Source organism: Enterovibrio sp. QJM3NY_24, assembly GCF_057786035.1.
On sequence record NZ_CM173519.1, the window covers coordinates 2,341,050 to 2,359,807 of the forward strand.

The window sequence follows — 18,758 nt, forward strand, 5'->3', positions numbered from 1 at the left end:
TCAATCTCTCCTTATGCTTCAAGTTGACGCGCAAGATCCGTTTCCGGCGACTTTTGCTGTTCAAAGTGATATCGACCCGTTTTCAGGCTACTTGGTCCCAGTCGAGCAAACTTAACCATCAAGTAAACTTCAGCGATCAGGAATGCCGTGTAAAGCAGCACAATCGCAACCAACGAGGTAATGATTTCTGACGCTGGTAGATTTGATGCCGCCATATGAACAGGAAGGATTTCACCCACTGCCCATGGCTGACGGCCATATTCAGCAACGAACCAACCGGCTTCTGACGCAATCCACGGCAAAGGAATAGAGAAGAGTGCCGCTTTCAATACCCAAGGTTTCTGGTCAATCTTCTGACGACAGGTTTGAATGAATGCCATACCGAACACGAACAACATGATAAAGCCACATGCCACCATGATACGGAAACTCCAGAACAAAGGAGCAACCTGAGGAATCGACTCTTTCGCTGCCAGTTTGATTTGCGCTTCAGTCGCATCCACAACATTGTCAGTGTGTTCTTTCAACAGAAGGCCAAAACCAAGGTCTTTCTTCACGTCGTCGAACGCTGCAATGTTCTCAGGTGTTTTTTCACCCGCACGCAATTTTTCCAACAAGCCGTATGCAATCATACCGTTACGAATACGTGCTTCATGCTCATCAACGATGTCATGAAGACCTGTCACTTGCTTGTCTAAAGATCGCGTCGCAATGATACCCATGACGTATGGGATCTTGATGGCGTAATCCGTTTCCATCGTCTCTTGGTTCGGGAAACCAAACACGGTGAACGCAGCAGGTGCCGGCTCTGTGTGCCATTCGGCTTCAATCGCCGCAAGTTTCACTTTCTGAACATCACCTAGCTCATAGCCAGATTCATCGCCCAGAACGATAGTAGACAGAATACCGGCGATACCAAACGACGCTGCGATAGCAAACGAACGACGTGCAAACGCAATGTCACGGCCTTTAAGCAGATAGTACGCACTGATACCAAGAACAAACATTGCACCCGTGGTGTAGCCAGCCGCGACGGTGTGAACGAACTTAACCTGAGCAACAGGGTTAAGTACGACTTCCGCAAAGCTGACCATTTCCATACGCATGCTTTCAAAATTGAATTCAGCACCCACTGGGTTTTGCATCCAGCCATTTGCAACCAGAATCCAAAGCGCAGAGAAGTTAGAACCAATAGCCATTAACCAAGTAACTGCAAGGTGTTGGCGCTTTGTGAGGCGATCCCAGCCGAAGAAGAACATGCCGACAAGAGTGGATTCTAGGAAGAACGCCATCAGTGCTTCGATCGCTAACGGAGCCCCGAAGATATCCCCAACATAATGAGAGTAGTACGCCCAGTTGGTACCAAATTGGAACTCCATGGTCAGGCCAGTGGCGACACCCAACGCGAAGTTAATACCAAAAAGCTTACCCCAGAACTTGGTCATGTCCTTGTAGATTTGCTTGTTAGTCATGACATACAACGACTCCATGATGGCAAGCAAAAACGCCATACCCAAAGTCAGTGGTACGAATAAAAAGTGATACATCGCGGTAAGGGCAAACTGGAACCGCGACAGATCCACAATATCAGTTAACATGGTAACTCCTTCCTCGTCAGGCTGACTGACGCGCGATACTTTCGTATCGATAAGTAAATGCTAAAACACATGCACGCCTTGCTGGGCGTACTTAACCGAGCTTACTTACGGGAGCCGCGTGAACGACTCGCCTATTTTTTGTTGCATGTATGTTCCACACTGGTTAGGATATTGTTAAGCAATTCCTAATATAGTGATGGCTAATACTAATCATTATGGGAGGCAGCTTCAAAGTATTTGGGCCTCTAACACTTTGACTGCTGTCAAAGTAATCAATTATTGACCTCAAAATTTACCAATAGTTAGATCTTGATCATTTTCGGTCTTCATTTCGCGCTATTACCAATCACTTCTAGCACGATATTTACGCGCCAGTATGAGTATGCATCAGTTATTCAGAAATGGAAAAGGCCAGCATCAATGCTGGCCTCAGAGTGATATTTCACTGTTTTTTAGCTTATTCAGGCATATCAAAACCAAAGTGCAGATAGGCACGTTGGCTAGCAATCCGTCCACGCGGAGTGCGTTGAAGATACCCCTGCTGAATCAAATAAGGTTCAAGCACGTCTTCAATGGTGTCTTTCACTTCACCAATCGCAGCGGCAAGGTTATCAAGACCAACTGGGCCACCATCAAACTTCTCAATAATGGCTTTGAGTAACTTGCGGTCCATGTAATCAAAACCTTGGTTATCGACATCCAACATATCGAGCGCCTTCGACGCCACATCAGCATTGATTTCCCCGTCAGCTTTTACTTCCGCATAATCACGAACACGCCTTAGCAAGCGGTTAGCAATACGCGGTGTTCCTCGTGCACGTTTAGCAATTTCTAACGCGCCCTCTTCATCAATCACAAGATTCAGACAATTTGCACTGCGCAGCACAATACCTTTGAGATCGGCAACATTGTAATACTCAAGACGCTGGGTAATACCAAAGCGATCACGTAAAGGCGACGTGAGCGAGCCTGCTCGTGTCGTCGCACCTACCAAGGTGAAAGGCGGTAAATCAATTTTGATGGAGCGAGCAGCGGGGCCCTCACCAATCATGATATCCAATTGGTAGTCTTCCATCGCGGGGTACAGTATTTCTTCCACCACGGGGCTTAGACGGTGAATTTCATCAATAAACAACACGTCATGAGGCTCAAGATTGGTCAGCAGTGCTGCCAAATCCCCGGCTTTTTCTAACACAGGGCCTGATGTGGTGCGAATACTCACATCCATTTCATTCGCCACGATGTTGGCTAATGTGGTTTTTCCGAGTCCCGGTGGACCAAAAATCAACAGATGATCGAGGGCTTCTTCACGCTTTCTTGCTGCATGAATAAAGATCTCCATTTGGCTACGAACATGATCCTGACCTTTGTAGTCCGCCAGCATTTTTGGGCGAATAGCTCGGTCAATAACGTCGTCTTCTCGCATCGGAGGGACAACGCCAGTTAAGCGGTCTGCTTCAATCATTCAACAAAGCTCCATTAGACCATTGAGCGCAGCGCATCACGAATAATCGCCTCGCTTTTCATGCCATCTTGCGCAACCTGTTTAACCACTTTCTCTGCTTGAGCTGCTTTGTAACCCAAGGCAATCAGCGCGCTCATGGCTTCCTCTTTAGGGTTGTTCGAACCAGCCATGCCAGAATCTGTGCTATTTGTACGACGCGAAGCAGCATCAGCATGCGGCGTTAATAAGTCGAACGCATGCCAGTTCTTGAGGCGGTCACGCATCTCAATAACCAAACGTTCTGCGGTTTTCTTACCCACACCCGGAATTTTCACCAAGGTCGACACATCTTCGCGCTCCACGCTATCCACAAATTGCGTCGCCGTCATGCCGGACAAAATGGCCAAGCCAAGTTTCGGACCAACGCCGTTAGCTTTGATCACTTCACGGAACAAGGCACGCTCAACCGTGGTATTAAAGCCGTAAAGCAATTGCGCATCTTCACGCACAACAAAATGGGTATAAATAATCGCTTCTTCGCCGACATCGGGCAACTCATAGAAACAACTCATTGGCATGCTAACTTCGTAGCCCACACCATTGATTTCAAGAAGAACTTCAGGAGGTTGCTTTTCAAGCAAGGTTCCGCGCAATCGGCCAATCACAATGCTATCTCGACTCAAATAATGACAATTGCGATAAGGATAATGAACAACTGGATAGATATCCAGTCTTAAAGGGATTTTGGCCGTGGAAATGGGAAAGCGATCAGGCGGGATCGCCGCCTGATCTTTATCATACGCCTACAATACGAGCTGAGATGTCATCCTGAGTAGAAACTAACTGCAATGCGGCAAACTCTCGGTATAACGGCGAGCTCTCCATAAGCTCTTGATGCGAACCACTGGCGACCAACTCGCCTTTGTCTAGCACCAAAATACGATCGGCATTCACCACCGTCGCCAAGCGGTGCGCAATCACTAGCGACGTTTTGCCTTTCATCAAAGTATCCAACGCTGCTTTCACTTTGTGCTCACTCACTGCATCCAGTGCGCTGGTTGCCTCATCCAATAGCAAAATAGGTCTGTCCGCGAGAATGGCGCGCGCAATAGAAATTCGCTGCTTTTGTCCGCCGGATAACCTGACGCCACGTTCACCCAGATCTGTCGCATAGCCTTCAGGCAACTCTGTGATGAACTCATGCGCACGAGCCGCTTTACAGGCATCAATCACCACTTGCTCGGTCGCCTCTGGCGCTCCGTATCGCACGTTCTCTAACACCGACGTTGCAAAAATAACGGATTCCTGTGGCACCAGCGCAAATTGCTTTCTCAATGCATCTAGCGACAAGGTGTTAATTGGCGCACCATCCAGCGCTATCTCACCAGATTGCACATCGAAGAAACGCTGCAATAACGCAAATACCGAGCTTTTACCTGCGCCACTCGGGCCAACAAGCGCCACACGTTCTCCCGCTTTAACATCGAAAGAAAGGGACGAAAAAACAGGCAAGTTGTTATCGCCGGGATACGCGAAATCAACACCATCAATCGTGATATTGCCCGTCGCATGGGCGGGGAAATCTGCTGGATTCACAGGGTCGTCAATATCAGCTTTCATTACAGACAACTCAATCAAACGCTCAGTCGCACCCGCAGCACGTTGAATGTCGCCAATCACTTCGCTCACCGTCGCAACGCCGCCTGCGACTAAAAGCGCGTAGAACATAAAGGCAGACAGATCACCTGCTGACAGCGAGCCATCGAGCACATTTAGTGCCCCAACCCACGTCACCAAAATAATCGCAACAGTACTGAGTAACACAACAGAAGACATGAGCATGGCGCGATAACGAATACGCTCTTTCGCTGCCCCCATCACTGATTCGACACGAAAGGCAAAATGCTCTGAGTCTGCGTCTTCATGGTTGTATGACTGAACCGTGCGAATTTCATGCAAAGTCTCATCAACATGCGAGCCAAGGTCGGCAACCCTATCTTGGCTAACACGCGCTAAACGACGTACCTTGCGGCCCAACACGCCAATTGGCACGAGCACCACAGGTACAGCCAGCAAAACCATGCCCGTCAACGTGAAACTGGTGATGACCATCATCACCAAACCACCGATCACTGACACCACAGAACGTAGCGCCATGGACAGGCTTGAACCAACAACGGTCTGCAGCAAGGTGGTGTCCGCCGTAAAGCGGCTTATGACTTCACCAGTACGTGATTTAGCATAAAAAGAGGGGGACAGATTAAGCAGCTGGTTGTAAACCCTGATTCGGATATCGGCGCTGACACGCTCACCCAGCCAGCTCATCAGGTAAAAACGGCCAAATACCGCAACGCCACTGACCAAGGTGATACCCAAAATGATCAACACGGCGTTATTCAGTTGTGTGGCGTTACCGGATAAGAATCCGTCATCAACGACCAGTTTGACGCCCTGGCCTAAAGCAAGCCAACTTAGAGAGCCAACAAAAAGAAAGAAAATAGCGGCGATAACCTGACGACGATAAGGAACAAGAAACGTTCCAATCCATTGGAGAACATCGCGGGTACGTGCGGGAGAGACAATGTTGGACGACACAGGTGATCCTTACTCAGTAATGCCTAGTCCAACGTTATCAGATCATGGGTCTAGGCGCGAATAGAAGCGCCCAGACCAAGCAAAGTGTTAGTCGACTTGTTCGCGGTCACCTTTTCTTGTTTGATAAAGCAAAAAGGCGGCAGAAACCCAAACCAAGCACGCCATGACAAACAAGGTCCCGCCGTCGTTGCCGACCACGTCTCCCGCAGCATTAAACGCGGGTTGAGCAACACCAATTGGCGTGAACAGGTGAAAGAAAATCGCGCCCGTCATGGTACCTACAGCCATCAACGCGCCTAATGCATGCAGGCGAGTGAAAAGTAAAATAGATGCGATAAGTTCCGCAATACCTACCATGTACGCACCGTATTTTCCAAACCAAGCCAATCCGGACCATTCGCCCAATGTGCCAAAGATAAAGGTCGTTTCCGGCGAGCCCGTAAACTTAAAGAACAGCGATTGCACAAAGACAAATGCGATGAAAATGCACAGCACCCACTTGAATATTTTCATATCGTAAACCTGATAAAACGTTGAAACGGTTAACCTAACGATAGAAAAGAAACAGCAATGTGCCAGTCATTGAAAGAGGATTCTCATCAAACACGCAATACTCTAGTGCCTGAGAAATCAATTTAATAGCAAAGGATTGGTTTTTATACCTGAGTAAAGCAGGGTTCATCAAGACAGGACATATGAGGCAAAGAAGACAGCCAAATGGCCGCCTTCTCTTTTCTTGAACTAGAACTAGAACTTAGCGATAACGCCCTCGCCTTGCGCTTTTGGCTTTGCCTGCCATTGCCACCAGCGTGTGGTTGGTGTGAGCATGACAAATGGCAACCGCCAAGGCATCGGCGGCATCAGCTTGAGGCGTTGAGGACAATTTCAGCATGTGAACCACCATGTGTTGCACTTGCTTCTTGTCAGCGCCGCCATTGCCAACCACAGATTGCTTAATCAAGCGTGCTGCATATTCACTGACAGGTAATCCACCGTTTACTGCCGCGACAATCGCACTGCCTCGTGCTTGACCGAGTTTTAAAGCGGAATCTGCATTTCGCGCCATAAATACTTGCTCGATAGCAAAGGTATCAGGCTGAAACTGAGTGATCACTTCGCTTACACCCGCGTAAATCTGGCCTAAACGTCCGGCCAAGTCTTCAGATTCTGTTCGGATACAACCACTACCAAGATATTCAAGGTTGCGTCCTTGTTGGCGGATCACGCCGTAGCCTGTGATCCGCGAGCCCGGGTCAATCCCGAGAATAATAGCCACGTATACTTATTCCAATGTTGCTGCGACTTCGTCAGAAATTTCACCGTTGTGGTAAACCTCTTGAACATCGTCCAAATCTTCTAGCGCATCGATAAGACGAAGCAGTTTGGGAGCCGTCGTTTCATCTAGTTCCGCCTTCGTCGAAGGAACCAGTGTCACTTCTGCGTTTTGTGCCTCAAAGCCCGCGCCATCCAAAGCATCTTTAACCGAGCCAAAATCGACAGGTGTCGTGAATACGTCAATCGAGCCATCTTCGTGGGTTTCAATATCGTCAGCACCGCCTTCCAGCGCCGCTTCCATGACTTCATCTTCATCTAAACCCGACGCATAGGAAATCACGCCTTTTTTATCGAACAAGTAATTGACGCTGCCATCAGTACCCAAATTACCGCCTGATTTTGAAAACGCGTGGCGTACTCCCGATACCGTGCGATTACGGTTATCTGTCATACACTCAACCATCACGGCCGTACCTGCGGGGCCATAACCTTCATAGATGACGATTTCCATGCCTTCGTCACCTTCACCGCCTGCACCACGCGTCACAGCACGATTTACAGTATCGCGAGTCATGTTGTTCGATAGCGCTTTATCAATCGCCGCGCGGAGGCGTGGGTTGTTTTCAGGCTCTGCGCCGCCTTCTTTCGCAGCAACGGTAATTTCACGAATAAGTTTGGTGAAAATCTTGCCACGTTTCGAGTCTTGCGCAGCTTTGCGGTGTTTGATGTTGGCGAATTTACTATGACCTGCCATGTCTCACTCCTTTGTCAGCGGCTGAATCACCACTGATGTTACTTATCATCTTGGATTTATAGCAAAACAGACAAGGTTTGTTTGAGAGCAAGCGCTTATCTGTTTGATTAACTTCAACGAAAGCTAAATATACAAAGCACAAAAACAAACAAGGCCAGAAAATCTGGCCTTGTTGTTAGAAGAGGTGGTCGACTTATGCGTCGTTTTCTTCATTTTTCTTCGCTGCAGCTGTAACGGCAATCGCCAGTTCAGCCAACGATGCAGGGTTTGCAAGGCTTGGAGCGTCAGTCAGCAAACACGCGGCAGCCGTGGTTTTCGGGAACGCGATAACATCACGGATGTTATCAGTACCACAAAGCAGCATCACTAAGCGGTCAAGACCGAATGCCAAACCTGCATGTGGTGGTGTGCCATACTTCAGCGCTTCAAGCAGGAAGCCAAATTTTTCTTTCTGCTCGCCTGATTCAATACCCAGAATATCAAACACGACGGTTTGCATGTCTGAGTTATGAATACGCACAGAACCACCGCCCACTTCGTAGCCGTTAAGAACCATGTCGTATGCGTTTGAGATAGCAGATGCTGGGTTTGCTTTCAGCTCTTCCGCCGTCATGTTCAAAGGAGACGTGAACGGGTGGTGCATCGCGTGCAGGTTACCCTCGTCATCTTCTTCAAACATTGGGAAATCAACCACCCACAGTGGTGCCCACTTGTTGGTGTCAGTCAGACCCATGTCAGTACCCAGCTTCAGACGCAGTGCGCCCATTGCTTCGGTAACCACTTTCTTGCTATCAGCACCGAACAAGATGATGTCGCCAGATTCTGCGCCAGTGCGCTCAAGAATACCGTTAACCACTCCTTCGTTTAGGAACTTAGCCACTGGAGACTGAACGCCTTCTAGGCCAGCAGCACGGTCGTTAACCTTCATCCATGCCAGACCTTTCGCGCCGTAAATACCCACGAACTTGGTGTAGTCGTCGATTTGTTTACGAGAAAGCGCAGCGCCACCCGGCACACGAATAACCGCAACGCGGCCTTTAGGATCGTTTGCTGGGCCAGAGAATACTTTGAAATCCACATCTTTTAGTAGGTCAGCAACATCAACCATTTCTAGCGGGTTACGCAAGTCAGGTTTGTCTGAACCGAAGCGACGTGCCGCTTCTTCAAACGTCATGATTGGGAACTCACCCAGTTCCACGTTCAGCAGTTCTTGCCACATGCCGCGAACCATATTCTCGGTCATTGCACGAACTTGATCAGCGCTCATGAACGAAGTTTCGATATCGATTTGGGTGAATTCTGGCTGACGGTCTGCACGCAAGTCTTCATCACGGAAGCACTTAACGATTTGGTAGTATCGATCGAAGCCAGACATCATCAATAACTGTTTGAACAGTTGTGGTGACTGTGGCAATGCATAGAAGCTGCCTTTGTGAACGCGGCTTGGTACCAAGTAGTCACGCGCGCCTTCTGGGGTCGCTTTGGTCAATACTGGGGTTTCAATGTCCAAGAAGCCGTTGTCATCCAAGAAACGACGTACAAAGCTTGATGCTTTAGCGCGAAGTTTAATGCGATCACTCATTTCAGGGCGACGCAGATCCAGGTAACGGAACTTCAAACGCTGCTCTTCAGAGTTGTTTTGATTGAAATCCAGTGGCAGTGGCTCAGCACGGTTGATGATTTCCAAGCCTGTCGCGAGCACTTCTACTTCACCGGTTGCCATGCCTTTGTTCACTTGGCTTTCTGGACGAGCACGCACTTCACCAGTGAACTTGATACAGAATTCGTTACGCAGTTTGTTAGCAATCTCGAATACTTCTTTCATATCCGGATCAACCACCACCTGAACCACGCCTTCACGGTCACGCATATCAATGAAGATAAGACCGCCTAAATCACGACGGCGATTTACCCAGCCGCAAAGTTCTACAGTTTGCCCTACAAGGGCTTTGTTCAGGTGACCACAATATTGGGTGCGCATATGAATTTCCCGATCTATTACTGACTGTCCTATTGCACTAAAAAGCGCAAAGCTACAAATATGGTTGTGCAGACAATTCTGCAAGCTCCCGCCTAAGTTAGAAATCAACGATAGAAAACTGAAGTTAAAATCGAAGTTAGAAACTAAGCCAAAGCCAAAATACCTCAAAATGACGCAGCATTATAAAGGAAAATTTTGCGGAGCGGGAATTCGTAACCCATCGATCGAAAGAAATCGTCGCAATCGCGCAAAAAAGCAGCAAGGATTGACGCTGATAGCACGACACACCCACAATAGGCGTTCGACGACATGAGGGATTATCCGTTGCCATCATCGATTTCCAAACTTGCTCTGCTTTCCGACCTCACCACGCCGCCACTTCGGCTGGGCATGACCCAATGGTCACACAATACATGGCAACGTAAGTTTTACCCTGCTGGCACCAAAAGCGGCGAACGCTTGGCACGCTACGCGCAAGTTTTTAATACGGTGGAAGGTAACACGACTTTCTATGCAAGCCCTTCCCATGCCACGGTCGCGAATTGGAAAGCCGCCACCAGCGATGCATTCCGGTTTACCTTTAAATTCCCTCAGCCCATCACTCATCAAATGATGTTGCGACACTCGGATGCCATGGTGTCCGAATTCATCACACTGATGCAGCCACTACACGAACGCATTGGGCTTTGGAAAATTCAATTGCCGGCGGCGTTTGGTCCGCAATCATTGCCGGATCTCAAACGCTTTTTAACCGCAATGCCAACGTCTTATAACGTCGGTGTTGAAGTACGCCATCCTGCTTTTTTTGCCAAGGGTGATGAAGAACGCGCGTTGAACAGCTTGCTGATAGAGCACGGTGCGAATCGTATCATCATGGACAGTCGCCCCGTTTTTGCCGTACCGGCAGACACTGATGCCCTACTCGATGCGCAGCAGAAAAAGCCCTGTGTTCCTGTGCATGCCATATCAACAAGCAATACACCGATGGTGCGATTCATAGGCGACCCGACACTTGAGCGAAACGATGTGTTTTTTGCGAATTGGCAGAAAAAGATCCCGCAATGGATTGAGGAAGGCAAGACGCCATATTTGATGATACACACCGCCAACAACGATAAAGCGCCAGAATTAGCCGCGCATTTTTATGATTTACTCACTCAGCAAATCGCGCTACCGCCTCTGGCACCTTTATTTCCGGAAGATATTTCTAGTCAAATGAGTTTGCTTTAGAACGGGTTCTGGGTAGTGGCAGTTCGTGGAAAGCAATAGCCAGTGACGTCACCTCTGCGAGGGCTTTTCCTCAGCCCTAGGACCTTCTCTTCCTAGGGCCTTTCTTTCCAAACACCTAAAAATACCAACTGACTTCCGCTTCGACAAAGTCATCGCGTTTTAAGAAGTAAATAGGATCGGTGACGTTGTCCGAGTTGAACATCCAACCTGTCACCGTCCAGCTCCAATCATTCGAGAAACGACCGCTCGACTCTAAGCGCACCGTCATCGAATCTGTATCGTCTAAATCGACCGTACCCCCGACCAAGAACTCAGTGCCATCGTGATCATTGAGCACCCAGCGCAGTCCTGCAAACAGGTCATTTTGGCCAGCAACGGGGGCATCTTCATCGCGACTGTCATAAAGATATTCCATCAGAAAGCCCAGATCGGTGATGCCTTCGTTTACACCCACATAGGTATATTCAAAACCACCCGTAAACGCCGTGTTTGATTCTAAGCTGTAACGACGAATGGCCTCAGCTTTCCAAAGCCAGTCACCATAGATCGCTTGAACATCGAGGCCGACTTGCGTCATGAGCGCATAGTATGGCGATAAGGTGTTGAAGAAATATGGGTCTCGGTTAGTCCCATGAAACACACTCAAACCTACGTCCCATTCGTCAATCATGGTGCCATAACGCGCAGCAACATCAGGGTAAAACTCTTCATGACGAGATTCGTACTGTGCATCTGCATCGCCAGCACCAGGCACCGCTAAACGACCATCGTAGCTTGCATAGCTACGTTCGCGAAAATAGGGAAGTAAGTATAAATCAAGCAAGCCAGATTCGAGTTCTAGTCCCAGGCTCACCATGGGTTGACCGAGTTTCACTTCGCCATCGACGGCTTCAACCGCATCGGTTTGGTTAATAACATCCACAAGATGTTGTGACTCAGTCACGCCCCAAAAGACGATACCCAAGCCAAAGCGCAGTTCGTAGTTATCGTTGTAGTGCATCAACAGAGCTTCGCGAACATCGCCATGTGTGCGCTCATCATCCATTGAGTCCCAGCGGAAAAATGGCGAGAAGGTGAAACTTGTGTTCCCTTCTTCGCTTTCCCAATAAAGCTCTGGCTCAATGGCGATAGACGTTTGGCTTTTGTCCTGACCTTGTGCTCCTGTCTGTCCAAACTGACGCTGTTGAAAGGTCAGCTCACCTTCGAATTCAAAGGCGTAAGCGGGTGAGAGGAAAAGAGGCAACGCAAGCAGCGCCGCCAATGAAGTCCATGGTTTCATTCTCACTCCTAGCGCGCGCGCTTCAAGCTAGATTTAGAAAAATCACCTTCATCCAAACCCGTGTTGAACGCGAGATCTGTCGTGGTCAATTTGGTCGATTTACCCGTCTGGTGGTTCACCATCATCATGGTGTGAGCGCGCCAGTATTGGTTAAGGTACTGTTTATAGTCACTGAACGTCAGTGTTTTCAGCAATGACTTGCGGCGATCGTAGAACTCAGTTTTCAGTGGTCGATAATGCTCTTGATCAACCCACACTTTTTGGCTGGTATAACCTGAATACTTATCGGTTGGCGTTTGCACAATCACAAACGTATTTTGTCCATCAAGCGCTTCTTCACCCACCAAGTTAAACGTGTACTTCTCCAATTCGAACGAGCTTAAATCTTCGTACGCAAATTCACTGCCCATGAACGGGCCTGATTTGTTGCGTGAGGCTATACGTTTCACGCGCTTTAACGCAGGAAGGTAAAGCCACTGATCGTCAGGGCCAGTAATGTGCGAGTAGTTAAGAAAAACAGTACCACGCACATCACGAGGTTCATCAAAAATGGTTAACCCTTTATCGCCATCACTCTCGACTTCGAGTGTTTTAATGCGCAGTTTACGGTCACTGGTATCACCATTCGCGTTTTCAAGCAGCATGGTCATTTCAGCAACGCTGTCACCCCAGCCTTGATCTCGCACTTTACGCTCGTGGGCGATTTCTAATCCTTTCACTTCATCGGCAACCACAGGCACTGCTATCGCCATCATGCTAAACGCAATCACAACGGCTTTTGATAATGTTTTTATTGTTTTCATTTTTCTCTCCTTGAATTCGTTACTGCGTTGCTTCTTTACTAAAATCTTTAGATTCATTGGCATAGGCTTTCTTGTCTGCTACCAAGAGCACGGCAGGTAATAGAACAAAGTCCACGATGAGAGCAATGAATATGACAATGGCACTGAGTAGCCCCATGTCACTGTTTAGCCGGAAACCGGATGTTGCCAACACGCTGAAACCCGCAACAAGTACAACGGTGGTGATCCATAACGCACGACCCACTGAGTCAAATGCGTAGCGGATGCCGTCTTCAATATTGCGTCCCTGCACACGCGCATGGCGATATTTCGTCAGGAAATGTACGGTGTCATCCACCACCACACCCAAGGTCAGGGTGATAACAACTGAAAGCCCCAGGTTGATTTCACCTGACACAACAGCCCACAAGCCAAAGCCCAAAATGGCTGGCACCAAATTTGGCACTAGGCTAATCACACCAAGACGCCATGAACGTAATGCGAATACCAACAACCCAGAAATCAACACCAACGCAATCGGTAAGGTTTTCAACATGCTGGCAATATTGGTTTCGCCAATATGAGCGAACATCAGATTCGGGCCAGACGATGCCATCTCGTACTGAGGGGCATTAGCCTTGAACCATGCATCCATGCGTTTTTCTAGCGCAATCAAATCAACACTGCCGAGGTTGTCAGTGGTCAGTACCAACTTGACCGCAGACTTATCAATGTTGACTTCATTATTCAAATCTAATCCATACGGCAATGACATTTCGTACAACAGCAAGTATTGCGCCGCGAGTTCAGGGTTCTGAGGTAAGGTGTAAAACGTTTTATCATCACCGTGCATGTTCATGTTCAAACGTTTGAACGTGTCAGAGATTGACGCGACATGGTCTGTTTCTGGTTGCGTGCGTAGCCATTCAGTGAAGTCTTCAACCGTCGTCAAAAATTCAGGCTGAGTGATCCCTTGTGGCGCACCCGATTTAATGGAAATACTGAATGCCGTCGTTCCGCTGACAGCTTCTTCCATATAATCAGCCGCTTGGCGGAAGTCGTTGCTAGAATCGAAGTATTCAACGGCATTGTCATTGGCATGGTTTTGCATCAACAACACCGCGCTCAATGCCACGACAATGACACTGACTGGCAGAATCTTCTTATGATTCGCAATCACGGTATCGGCTACCCATCCCATCACTTTGTTACTGTTTTTCCGGGCAGGCTTCACCTTGAACGGCATCAATTGAAGCAGTGCAGGTAATAGCGTGACAGACAAGACAAACGCGATCATCACGCCCAATGCAGCGAGATTCCCCATGTCTCTCAATACCGGAGAGTCCGACGCATTCATCATTAAGAAGCCAATCGACGTCGTGACTGACGTGATCAATAGCGCGAGGAAATTAAGCTTAAGCGCATAATTAATGGCCTCAGTTTTGTCTTTACCTTCACGAAGAGCATGCACATAGGACGTGATCAGGTGGACACAATCCGCCACGGCGAGTGTCATAACCAGCGTCGGGACTGTCACTGTACCGTTATTCAGGTAGTGGCCTACCCAACCCAGCATCCCCATCGTGGCGGCAATCGTTAGCACAATCACGATCAGCGTCGCCATAACAAACTTCCAAGACCGCAACATAATGCCGAGGAACACTAGTACAACAAGAAACATCATTGGCACCAGCGTTTGGCTGTCTGCTTGCGCAGCGTCAGCAAAAGCTTTATTCATGGCGATAATGCCCGCCAGATGGAAATCTACGTCAGGATAGGTTTCGTGCGCTTTGGCCAGAACATCTTTCGTGAAATTCGCCACTTCCTGCACTTGCGCCGTTTGGTCACCATCCGGCAATTGAAAAGTGATATTCACAATGGCGGCTTGCGCGGTTTGACCCACAATAGCGTTAACTAAACGAGGTTCATTGAGGGCGACTTCCCGAATGTAGTCGATCCGCGCATCATCAAGTTCGTAATAATCTGGCGCGAGATCTTCAACAAGCAGGTCATCTTCTTCCGCGGAGGTATGTTGATAATTCGTGACGGAATCCACTCGACTCGCATATGGTGTAAGCCATGCTTCATCTGTGAGTTGCTGAATTAATGACAGGTTATCTTTGGTAAACACGTTCTTGTTATGAGGTGCTACCACAATGGCAAGCGTGTCCGTTTTATTGAAGGTTGCTTCAAGCTCTTTGAACGACTGTAGCTGCGGGTTCCCTTTATCAAAGAAAATTTGGTAATCACCTCGGAAATACAAGTTTTGACTACCCATCGCCGCAACAACGGCAAACAAAACACTGAGGATTACAAATAACCAAGGTCGTGCCGTAGGCATTCGATATAATTCTGTTTTCACCACACACTCCATTTGTGACGATTCGTCAAATTCCCTGCTTTAAAAAGCCAATTAATATGGCTTAATACTTCCTGAACATAGGGTTATCTCACTCACCCCATTCAAGCAAATTGAAATTACGCGTTCACATAGTTAGAAATTCAAATCATTGCCAGATACAAATTGACGCTTCGTCAATTAATGACGAAACGTCAATATAGTACAATAAAGTAACAAATTAAAGCTCATTTTGACGAATCGTCAAAAACAAGTCACTTGTCGCAATTAAGATTGATTTTCTATGAGGGCGACTTCTTCGCCAAACAGGTCTTTTTCGGCACGATCCCATGTTTTTTGGTAGTCGAAATCGCAAGACAAAGGCATCCAGCGCATCCCATCTAGGAGGAAGTTGAGGTTCTGGAGCACGATATTGGTGTCATGTTGGCGAGATACACAGCTACTTTGCGTCGCATTGTTTACCAATGAACTGGTACCAAATGCCATCGCCCAATTTGCAAACACAATGCTATCGCTCGTGATGCCGGGTGCGAGAGTGATGTCTCCAGAGCTCTGACCTAGCTCGATGAACTTATCACCAAATGACACCACGAGGTCTTCCAACGTGCTCAGTTTTTCCAGGCGTTCAGGGGCACTTTTTTCAGTGACCGCAGGCGTACGGCTAACCAGTGCACACATCGCGAGAATGGGCGAGAGTTTTGAGAAAAGGTGCATACCCGCATGCATGGCAATCAACTTTTCACGGCTGGAACCTTCAAAGTCGAGTGCGCTTTTGAACAGGGGAATTTTTTTACTCAGCGCTTGGATTGCAAGCGCAGCAAACAAATCTTCCTTACTGTTGAAGTGATTGTAAATTGTACCTTTGGAATACGAGCTGGCGGCAGCAAGCTTATCCATGTTGAGTTGTGCAAATCCTTCCCTTTCCACAATGCTACATGCTATTAGCAACAACTCACTCTCGCGATCACGCATTGCCAATTGTTTACGGCTCAACGTCGCGTCATCACTGATTAAATTTGATACTGCTTGCTCTAACATTGTGAATACCCTTAAAAGATCCTTACTTTTATAGCACAAATAAGAAATAGATTGGCAGCTTGTCCTCACTTTTTAATGCGATCACATCAACCACTCTCGTAGTCATTCCATTGAATATCCACGTAAATAGAAGTCACTCGCTTAGCGCTCGCTACAAAACAGCGCCTTTGATTCAGCAAAGAACTTATGGCTCATTGTGTTTTTTGTCGAAAATCAGGACCCACAAACGAGTGTTCAACCGGATTACTCAGTAATGTCATCAAGCCATCTGCCGTACTTTGAACAGATGGACTCATTACAATCGCTGAGTCTAGTTTTGATAGGTTATTGTGCTTGGGCCCAACGAACGATGTCATCACGCGGCCAAATCATCAGATAGCTTTTAGGTGTGTACTTCCCTTCATCAAACAACCGTCGACGCTTTTTGTTCTGCAAAGCAACATGCCCCACATCATCACACGATTCGAGCAGATAAAACGACGCGCCACCAGACTCTGGGAGCGTACGTAAATAGGCCATTTTCGACGATGCTTGTATCACGGTAGGGTCCCAGAACCAGCTTTGTGCAAATATGCCCGAAACGTGTGGTTCTGATTCAAGGCGCTGTGCAATTTCCAGATAAAACGCTCGCCATCCTGGTTCAAGGAAGTCAGGATTGGTTCTTCGATCTTCCATATGCAGTTCGTACATGTTTTGTCTGTTGTTCAGTTTTCTCAGCAACATATCCGCTGCACTAACAAATTGTGCGATGCCATTCGCAGTAAGAAATCGACGCGGTAATGGTCTGGGTTCATAATGACAAATAGAGCGACTTGGCCACATATTCAACGCGCTGATAGCAAGGTCTTTCCTAAACAAATCGCTCTTAACATTCGGCTCATAGCAGCCCGTCGCAATGTCATCTGCCAAATACTCAAACCACTCTTTGATAGAATCAATCACCATCGTCGGCAGCGTGACGTTATCACCACCTTGGTCGGCATGACGGCTTGAATCCAATGAGCGCAGACTCCGCTGCATTAAAGCCACTAGCGCGAGTTGATGAATATCTGCCTCTACGTCTTTGCTATGTGTGTTCGATAGCTGCTCAAGCCAACGATTCATTTCATCAGGGAAATGTGAATATGCGCGGCCGGGCATTTCATCTTGTACAAAAGACAGATATTGTTCGCGAACCGTCGATAACGTATCGACTTGCTTATCGAGCCTGCTTTCAATCATCTCGCGCAGGTCATCCAGCTTCGTTTGCAACGTCATACACACTCTCCGCCAGTGACCGAAAGGTTGACACCATTAATGTATTCCGCACCTTCAGAGAGCAAGAAGATCACAGATGACGCGACTTCCACTGATGTTGCATTGCGCTTCATCGGGTGAGATGCCGCGTTCTGAATCACCATATTATCGGGGATATCCTGCAAAAATGGTGTATCGACCATCGAGGGTGATACTGCATTCACACGAATGCCTTTGCCACCAAACTCCGCTGCCAGTGAACGCATCAAGCCCAACTGTGCGTATTTGGCAATGTTGTAATCGGCCATCGCCGCCGGCGGCATGCCTAACGTGACGCTACTTAGAATAAAAACGATTCGTCCATCACCACGTTTTACCATTGCCGGTAAGAAAGCTTTCGCAATCATTATGCTGCTCATCATTTGCACTTCGAGCTGTTCCATGACTTGATGGCGCGATAGCTTTTTAAAACGCGTCAGTTTCAGTCTCGGGGCTTGCGCAAAAATAAGATGATCGGGATCTGCACACAGTGCCGTTGCGTCCGAAATAAACGCCTCGCAACTGTCAGGGTCACTTAAATCAGCCCGCAGTGCATGAAGCTCGCTTTGCATGTTTGATTGCATACTTTCAAGTGCAGCAAGATTGTTACACCCATGCGCGATAATACGATTGCCTTCGCTATCGAGCATCGACATTACCGCTTTGCCAATGTCCGAGCTCGCTCCCACGATTAAACTGGTTTTACTCATGCCGATGACTCACTTTCATCAATCCCTGAATGGATCCGCGCTTTCGATACCACTTGTCCGTGTTGATTTCGGATAACTGCTTTGATTTCGATACGTTTAAGAAGGGGGTGAACGTCGACCACCTCCCCTTCAACCGTCAGCACATCGCCAACAAAAACGGGGCGACTGAAACGGGTTTGTATATCCTGCAACAGTGCATTTTCACCCGGTAGATATACCCCGACTAATGTGGAATATAACGATGCCGTCATCATGCCGTACACCACAACATCAGGGTGCCCTCGTCGTTTGGCATGCTCCGCATTGGTATGAAGCGGATTGACATCACCGCTCACCAGAGTGAAGGCATTCAGCTTCTCTTCGGTAATATCTGCAGAGAATTGGTGTTTTAACCCCACGTCAATGTCATCAATACGGTATTGCTTCATTCATCTTATC

Annotated in this window: 16 protein-coding genes; 1 reads left to right on the plus strand and 15 read right to left on the minus strand. The window is 47.9% G+C overall.

Features of this window, described 5'->3' with window-relative positions; all coding sequences use genetic code 11:
• Positions 1 to 11 precede the first annotated feature (11 nt).
• The 8 genes from AC3CIC_RS10250 to aspS form a co-directional block, all read right to left on the minus strand.
• Complete coding sequence (locus AC3CIC_RS10250; protein ID WP_016961283.1) at positions 12 to 1,598, minus strand: cytochrome ubiquinol oxidase subunit I; 1,587 nt, start codon at positions 1,596 to 1,598, stop codon at positions 12 to 14.
• A 457-nt stretch (positions 1,599 to 2,055) separates the two neighbouring features.
• The gene (ruvB, locus tag AC3CIC_RS10255) at positions 2,056 to 3,063 is read right to left on the minus strand and encodes a Holliday junction branch migration DNA helicase RuvB (RefSeq protein WP_016961282.1); all 1,008 of its coding nucleotides are present in this window, start codon (positions 3,061 to 3,063) and stop codon (positions 2,056 to 2,058) included.
• Between the two features lie 14 nt (positions 3,064 to 3,077).
• Positions 3,078 to 3,707 carry a Holliday junction branch migration protein RuvA gene (ruvA, locus tag AC3CIC_RS10260; RefSeq protein ID WP_394210376.1) on the minus strand — a complete coding sequence of 210 codons (630 nt, stop codon included), beginning with the start codon at positions 3,705 to 3,707 and terminating at the stop codon, positions 3,078 to 3,080.
• A 130-nt stretch (positions 3,708 to 3,837) separates the two neighbouring features.
• Positions 3,838 to 5,637, minus strand: a complete 1,800-nt coding sequence (locus tag AC3CIC_RS10265) for an ABC transporter transmembrane domain-containing protein (RefSeq protein WP_488514522.1) — start codon at positions 5,635 to 5,637, stop codon at positions 3,838 to 3,840.
• 87 nt (positions 5,638 to 5,724) lie between these two features.
• Positions 5,725 to 6,150, minus strand: coding sequence for a hypothetical protein (locus tag AC3CIC_RS10270; protein WP_488514523.1), 426 nt, complete (start codon positions 6,148 to 6,150; stop codon positions 5,725 to 5,727).
• Positions 6,151 to 6,391: 241 nt separating this feature from the next.
• Positions 6,392 to 6,913, minus strand: coding sequence for a crossover junction endodeoxyribonuclease RuvC (gene ruvC / locus AC3CIC_RS10275; protein ID WP_016961273.1), 522 nt, complete (start codon positions 6,911 to 6,913; stop codon positions 6,392 to 6,394).
• A gap of 6 nt (positions 6,914 to 6,919) precedes the next feature.
• Positions 6,920 to 7,666 carry a YebC/PmpR family DNA-binding transcriptional regulator gene (locus tag AC3CIC_RS10280; protein WP_488514524.1) on the minus strand — a complete coding sequence of 249 codons (747 nt, stop codon included), beginning with the start codon at positions 7,664 to 7,666 and terminating at the stop codon, positions 6,920 to 6,922.
• Between the two features lie 193 nt (positions 7,667 to 7,859).
• Positions 7,860 to 9,647 (minus strand): aspartate--tRNA ligase, encoded by a 1,788-nt coding sequence (aspS, locus tag AC3CIC_RS10285; protein WP_488514525.1) that lies wholly within the window; start codon positions 9,645 to 9,647, stop codon positions 7,860 to 7,862.
• Positions 9,648 to 9,956: 309 nt separating this feature from the next.
• Here aspS and AC3CIC_RS10290 point away from each other — a divergent pair, with 309 nt between their 5' ends.
• Positions 9,957 to 10,877 carry a DUF72 domain-containing protein gene (locus tag AC3CIC_RS10290; RefSeq protein WP_488514526.1) on the plus strand — a complete coding sequence of 307 codons (921 nt, stop codon included), beginning with the start codon at positions 9,957 to 9,959 and terminating at the stop codon, positions 10,875 to 10,877.
• 115 nt (positions 10,878 to 10,992) lie between these two features.
• Here AC3CIC_RS10290 and AC3CIC_RS10295 read toward each other — a convergent pair whose 3' ends face one another.
• The 7 genes from AC3CIC_RS10295 to AC3CIC_RS10325 form a co-directional block, all read right to left on the minus strand.
• Entirely contained in the window at positions 10,993 to 12,156 is a 1,164-nt protein-coding gene (locus AC3CIC_RS10295) for a hypothetical protein (RefSeq protein ID WP_488514527.1), read from the minus strand.
• Positions 12,157 to 12,164: 8 nt separating this feature from the next.
• Positions 12,165 to 12,959: an outer membrane lipoprotein-sorting protein gene (locus AC3CIC_RS10300; RefSeq protein WP_488514528.1), complete on the minus strand. Its 795-nt coding sequence runs from the start codon at positions 12,957 to 12,959 to the stop codon at positions 12,165 to 12,167.
• Positions 12,960 to 12,978: 19 nt separating this feature from the next.
• The gene (locus AC3CIC_RS10305) at positions 12,979 to 15,312 is read right to left on the minus strand and encodes an efflux RND transporter permease subunit (protein WP_488514529.1); all 2,334 of its coding nucleotides are present in this window, start codon (positions 15,310 to 15,312) and stop codon (positions 12,979 to 12,981) included.
• A 252-nt stretch (positions 15,313 to 15,564) separates the two neighbouring features.
• On the minus strand, positions 15,565 to 16,335 hold the full coding sequence (locus tag AC3CIC_RS10310) for a TetR/AcrR family transcriptional regulator (RefSeq protein WP_488514530.1): 771 nt from the start codon (positions 16,333 to 16,335) through the stop codon (positions 15,565 to 15,567).
• A gap of 324 nt (positions 16,336 to 16,659) precedes the next feature.
• Entirely contained in the window at positions 16,660 to 17,592 is a 933-nt protein-coding gene (locus tag AC3CIC_RS10315; RefSeq protein WP_488514531.1) for a hypothetical protein, read from the minus strand.
• Entirely contained in the window at positions 17,589 to 18,320 is a 732-nt protein-coding gene (locus AC3CIC_RS10320) for an SDR family NAD(P)-dependent oxidoreductase (RefSeq protein WP_488514532.1), read from the minus strand. Before AC3CIC_RS10320 ends, AC3CIC_RS10315 begins: the two co-directional genes overlap by 4 nt.
• Entirely contained in the window at positions 18,317 to 18,748 is a 432-nt protein-coding gene (locus tag AC3CIC_RS10325; protein ID WP_488514533.1) for a MaoC family dehydratase, read from the minus strand. Before AC3CIC_RS10325 ends, AC3CIC_RS10320 begins: the two co-directional genes overlap by 4 nt.
• Between the last annotated feature and the right edge of the window lie 10 nt (positions 18,749 to 18,758).

Excerpts from the sequence above, each read along its gene's own strand:
- AC3CIC_RS10250 (WP_016961283.1), bottom strand. The coding sequence starts at position 1,598 with ATGTTAACTGATATTGTGGATCTGTCGCGGTTCCAGTTTGCCCTTACC.
- ruvB (WP_016961282.1), bottom strand. The coding sequence starts at position 3,063 with ATGATTGAAGCAGACCGCTTAACTGGCGTTGTCCCTCCGATGCGAGAA.
- AC3CIC_RS10270 (WP_488514523.1), bottom strand. The coding sequence starts at position 6,150 with ATGAAAATATTCAAGTGGGTGCTGTGCATTTTCATCGCATTTGTCTTT.
- AC3CIC_RS10280 (WP_488514524.1), bottom strand. The coding sequence starts at position 7,666 with ATGGCAGGTCATAGTAAATTCGCCAACATCAAACACCGCAAAGCTGCG.
- aspS (WP_488514525.1), bottom strand. The coding sequence starts at position 9,647 with ATGCGCACCCAATATTGTGGTCACCTGAACAAAGCCCTTGTAGGGCAA.
- AC3CIC_RS10290 (WP_488514526.1), top strand. The coding sequence starts at position 9,957 with ATGAGGGATTATCCGTTGCCATCATCGATTTCCAAACTTGCTCTGCTT.
- AC3CIC_RS10295 (WP_488514527.1), bottom strand. The coding sequence starts at position 12,156 with ATGAAACCATGGACTTCATTGGCGGCGCTGCTTGCGTTGCCTCTTTTC.
- AC3CIC_RS10300 (WP_488514528.1), bottom strand. The coding sequence starts at position 12,959 with ATGAAAACAATAAAAACATTATCAAAAGCCGTTGTGATTGCGTTTAGC.
- AC3CIC_RS10305 (WP_488514529.1), bottom strand. The coding sequence starts at position 15,312 with ATGGAGTGTGTGGTGAAAACAGAATTATATCGAATGCCTACGGCACGA.
- AC3CIC_RS10310 (WP_488514530.1), bottom strand. The coding sequence starts at position 16,335 with ATGTTAGAGCAAGCAGTATCAAATTTAATCAGTGATGACGCGACGTTG.
- AC3CIC_RS10315 (WP_488514531.1), bottom strand. The coding sequence starts at position 17,592 with ATGACGTTGCAAACGAAGCTGGATGACCTGCGCGAGATGATTGAAAGC.
- AC3CIC_RS10320 (WP_488514532.1), bottom strand. The coding sequence starts at position 18,320 with ATGAGTAAAACCAGTTTAATCGTGGGAGCGAGCTCGGACATTGGCAAA.
- AC3CIC_RS10325 (WP_488514533.1), bottom strand. The coding sequence starts at position 18,748 with ATGAAGCAATACCGTATTGATGACATTGACGTGGGGTTAAAACACCAA.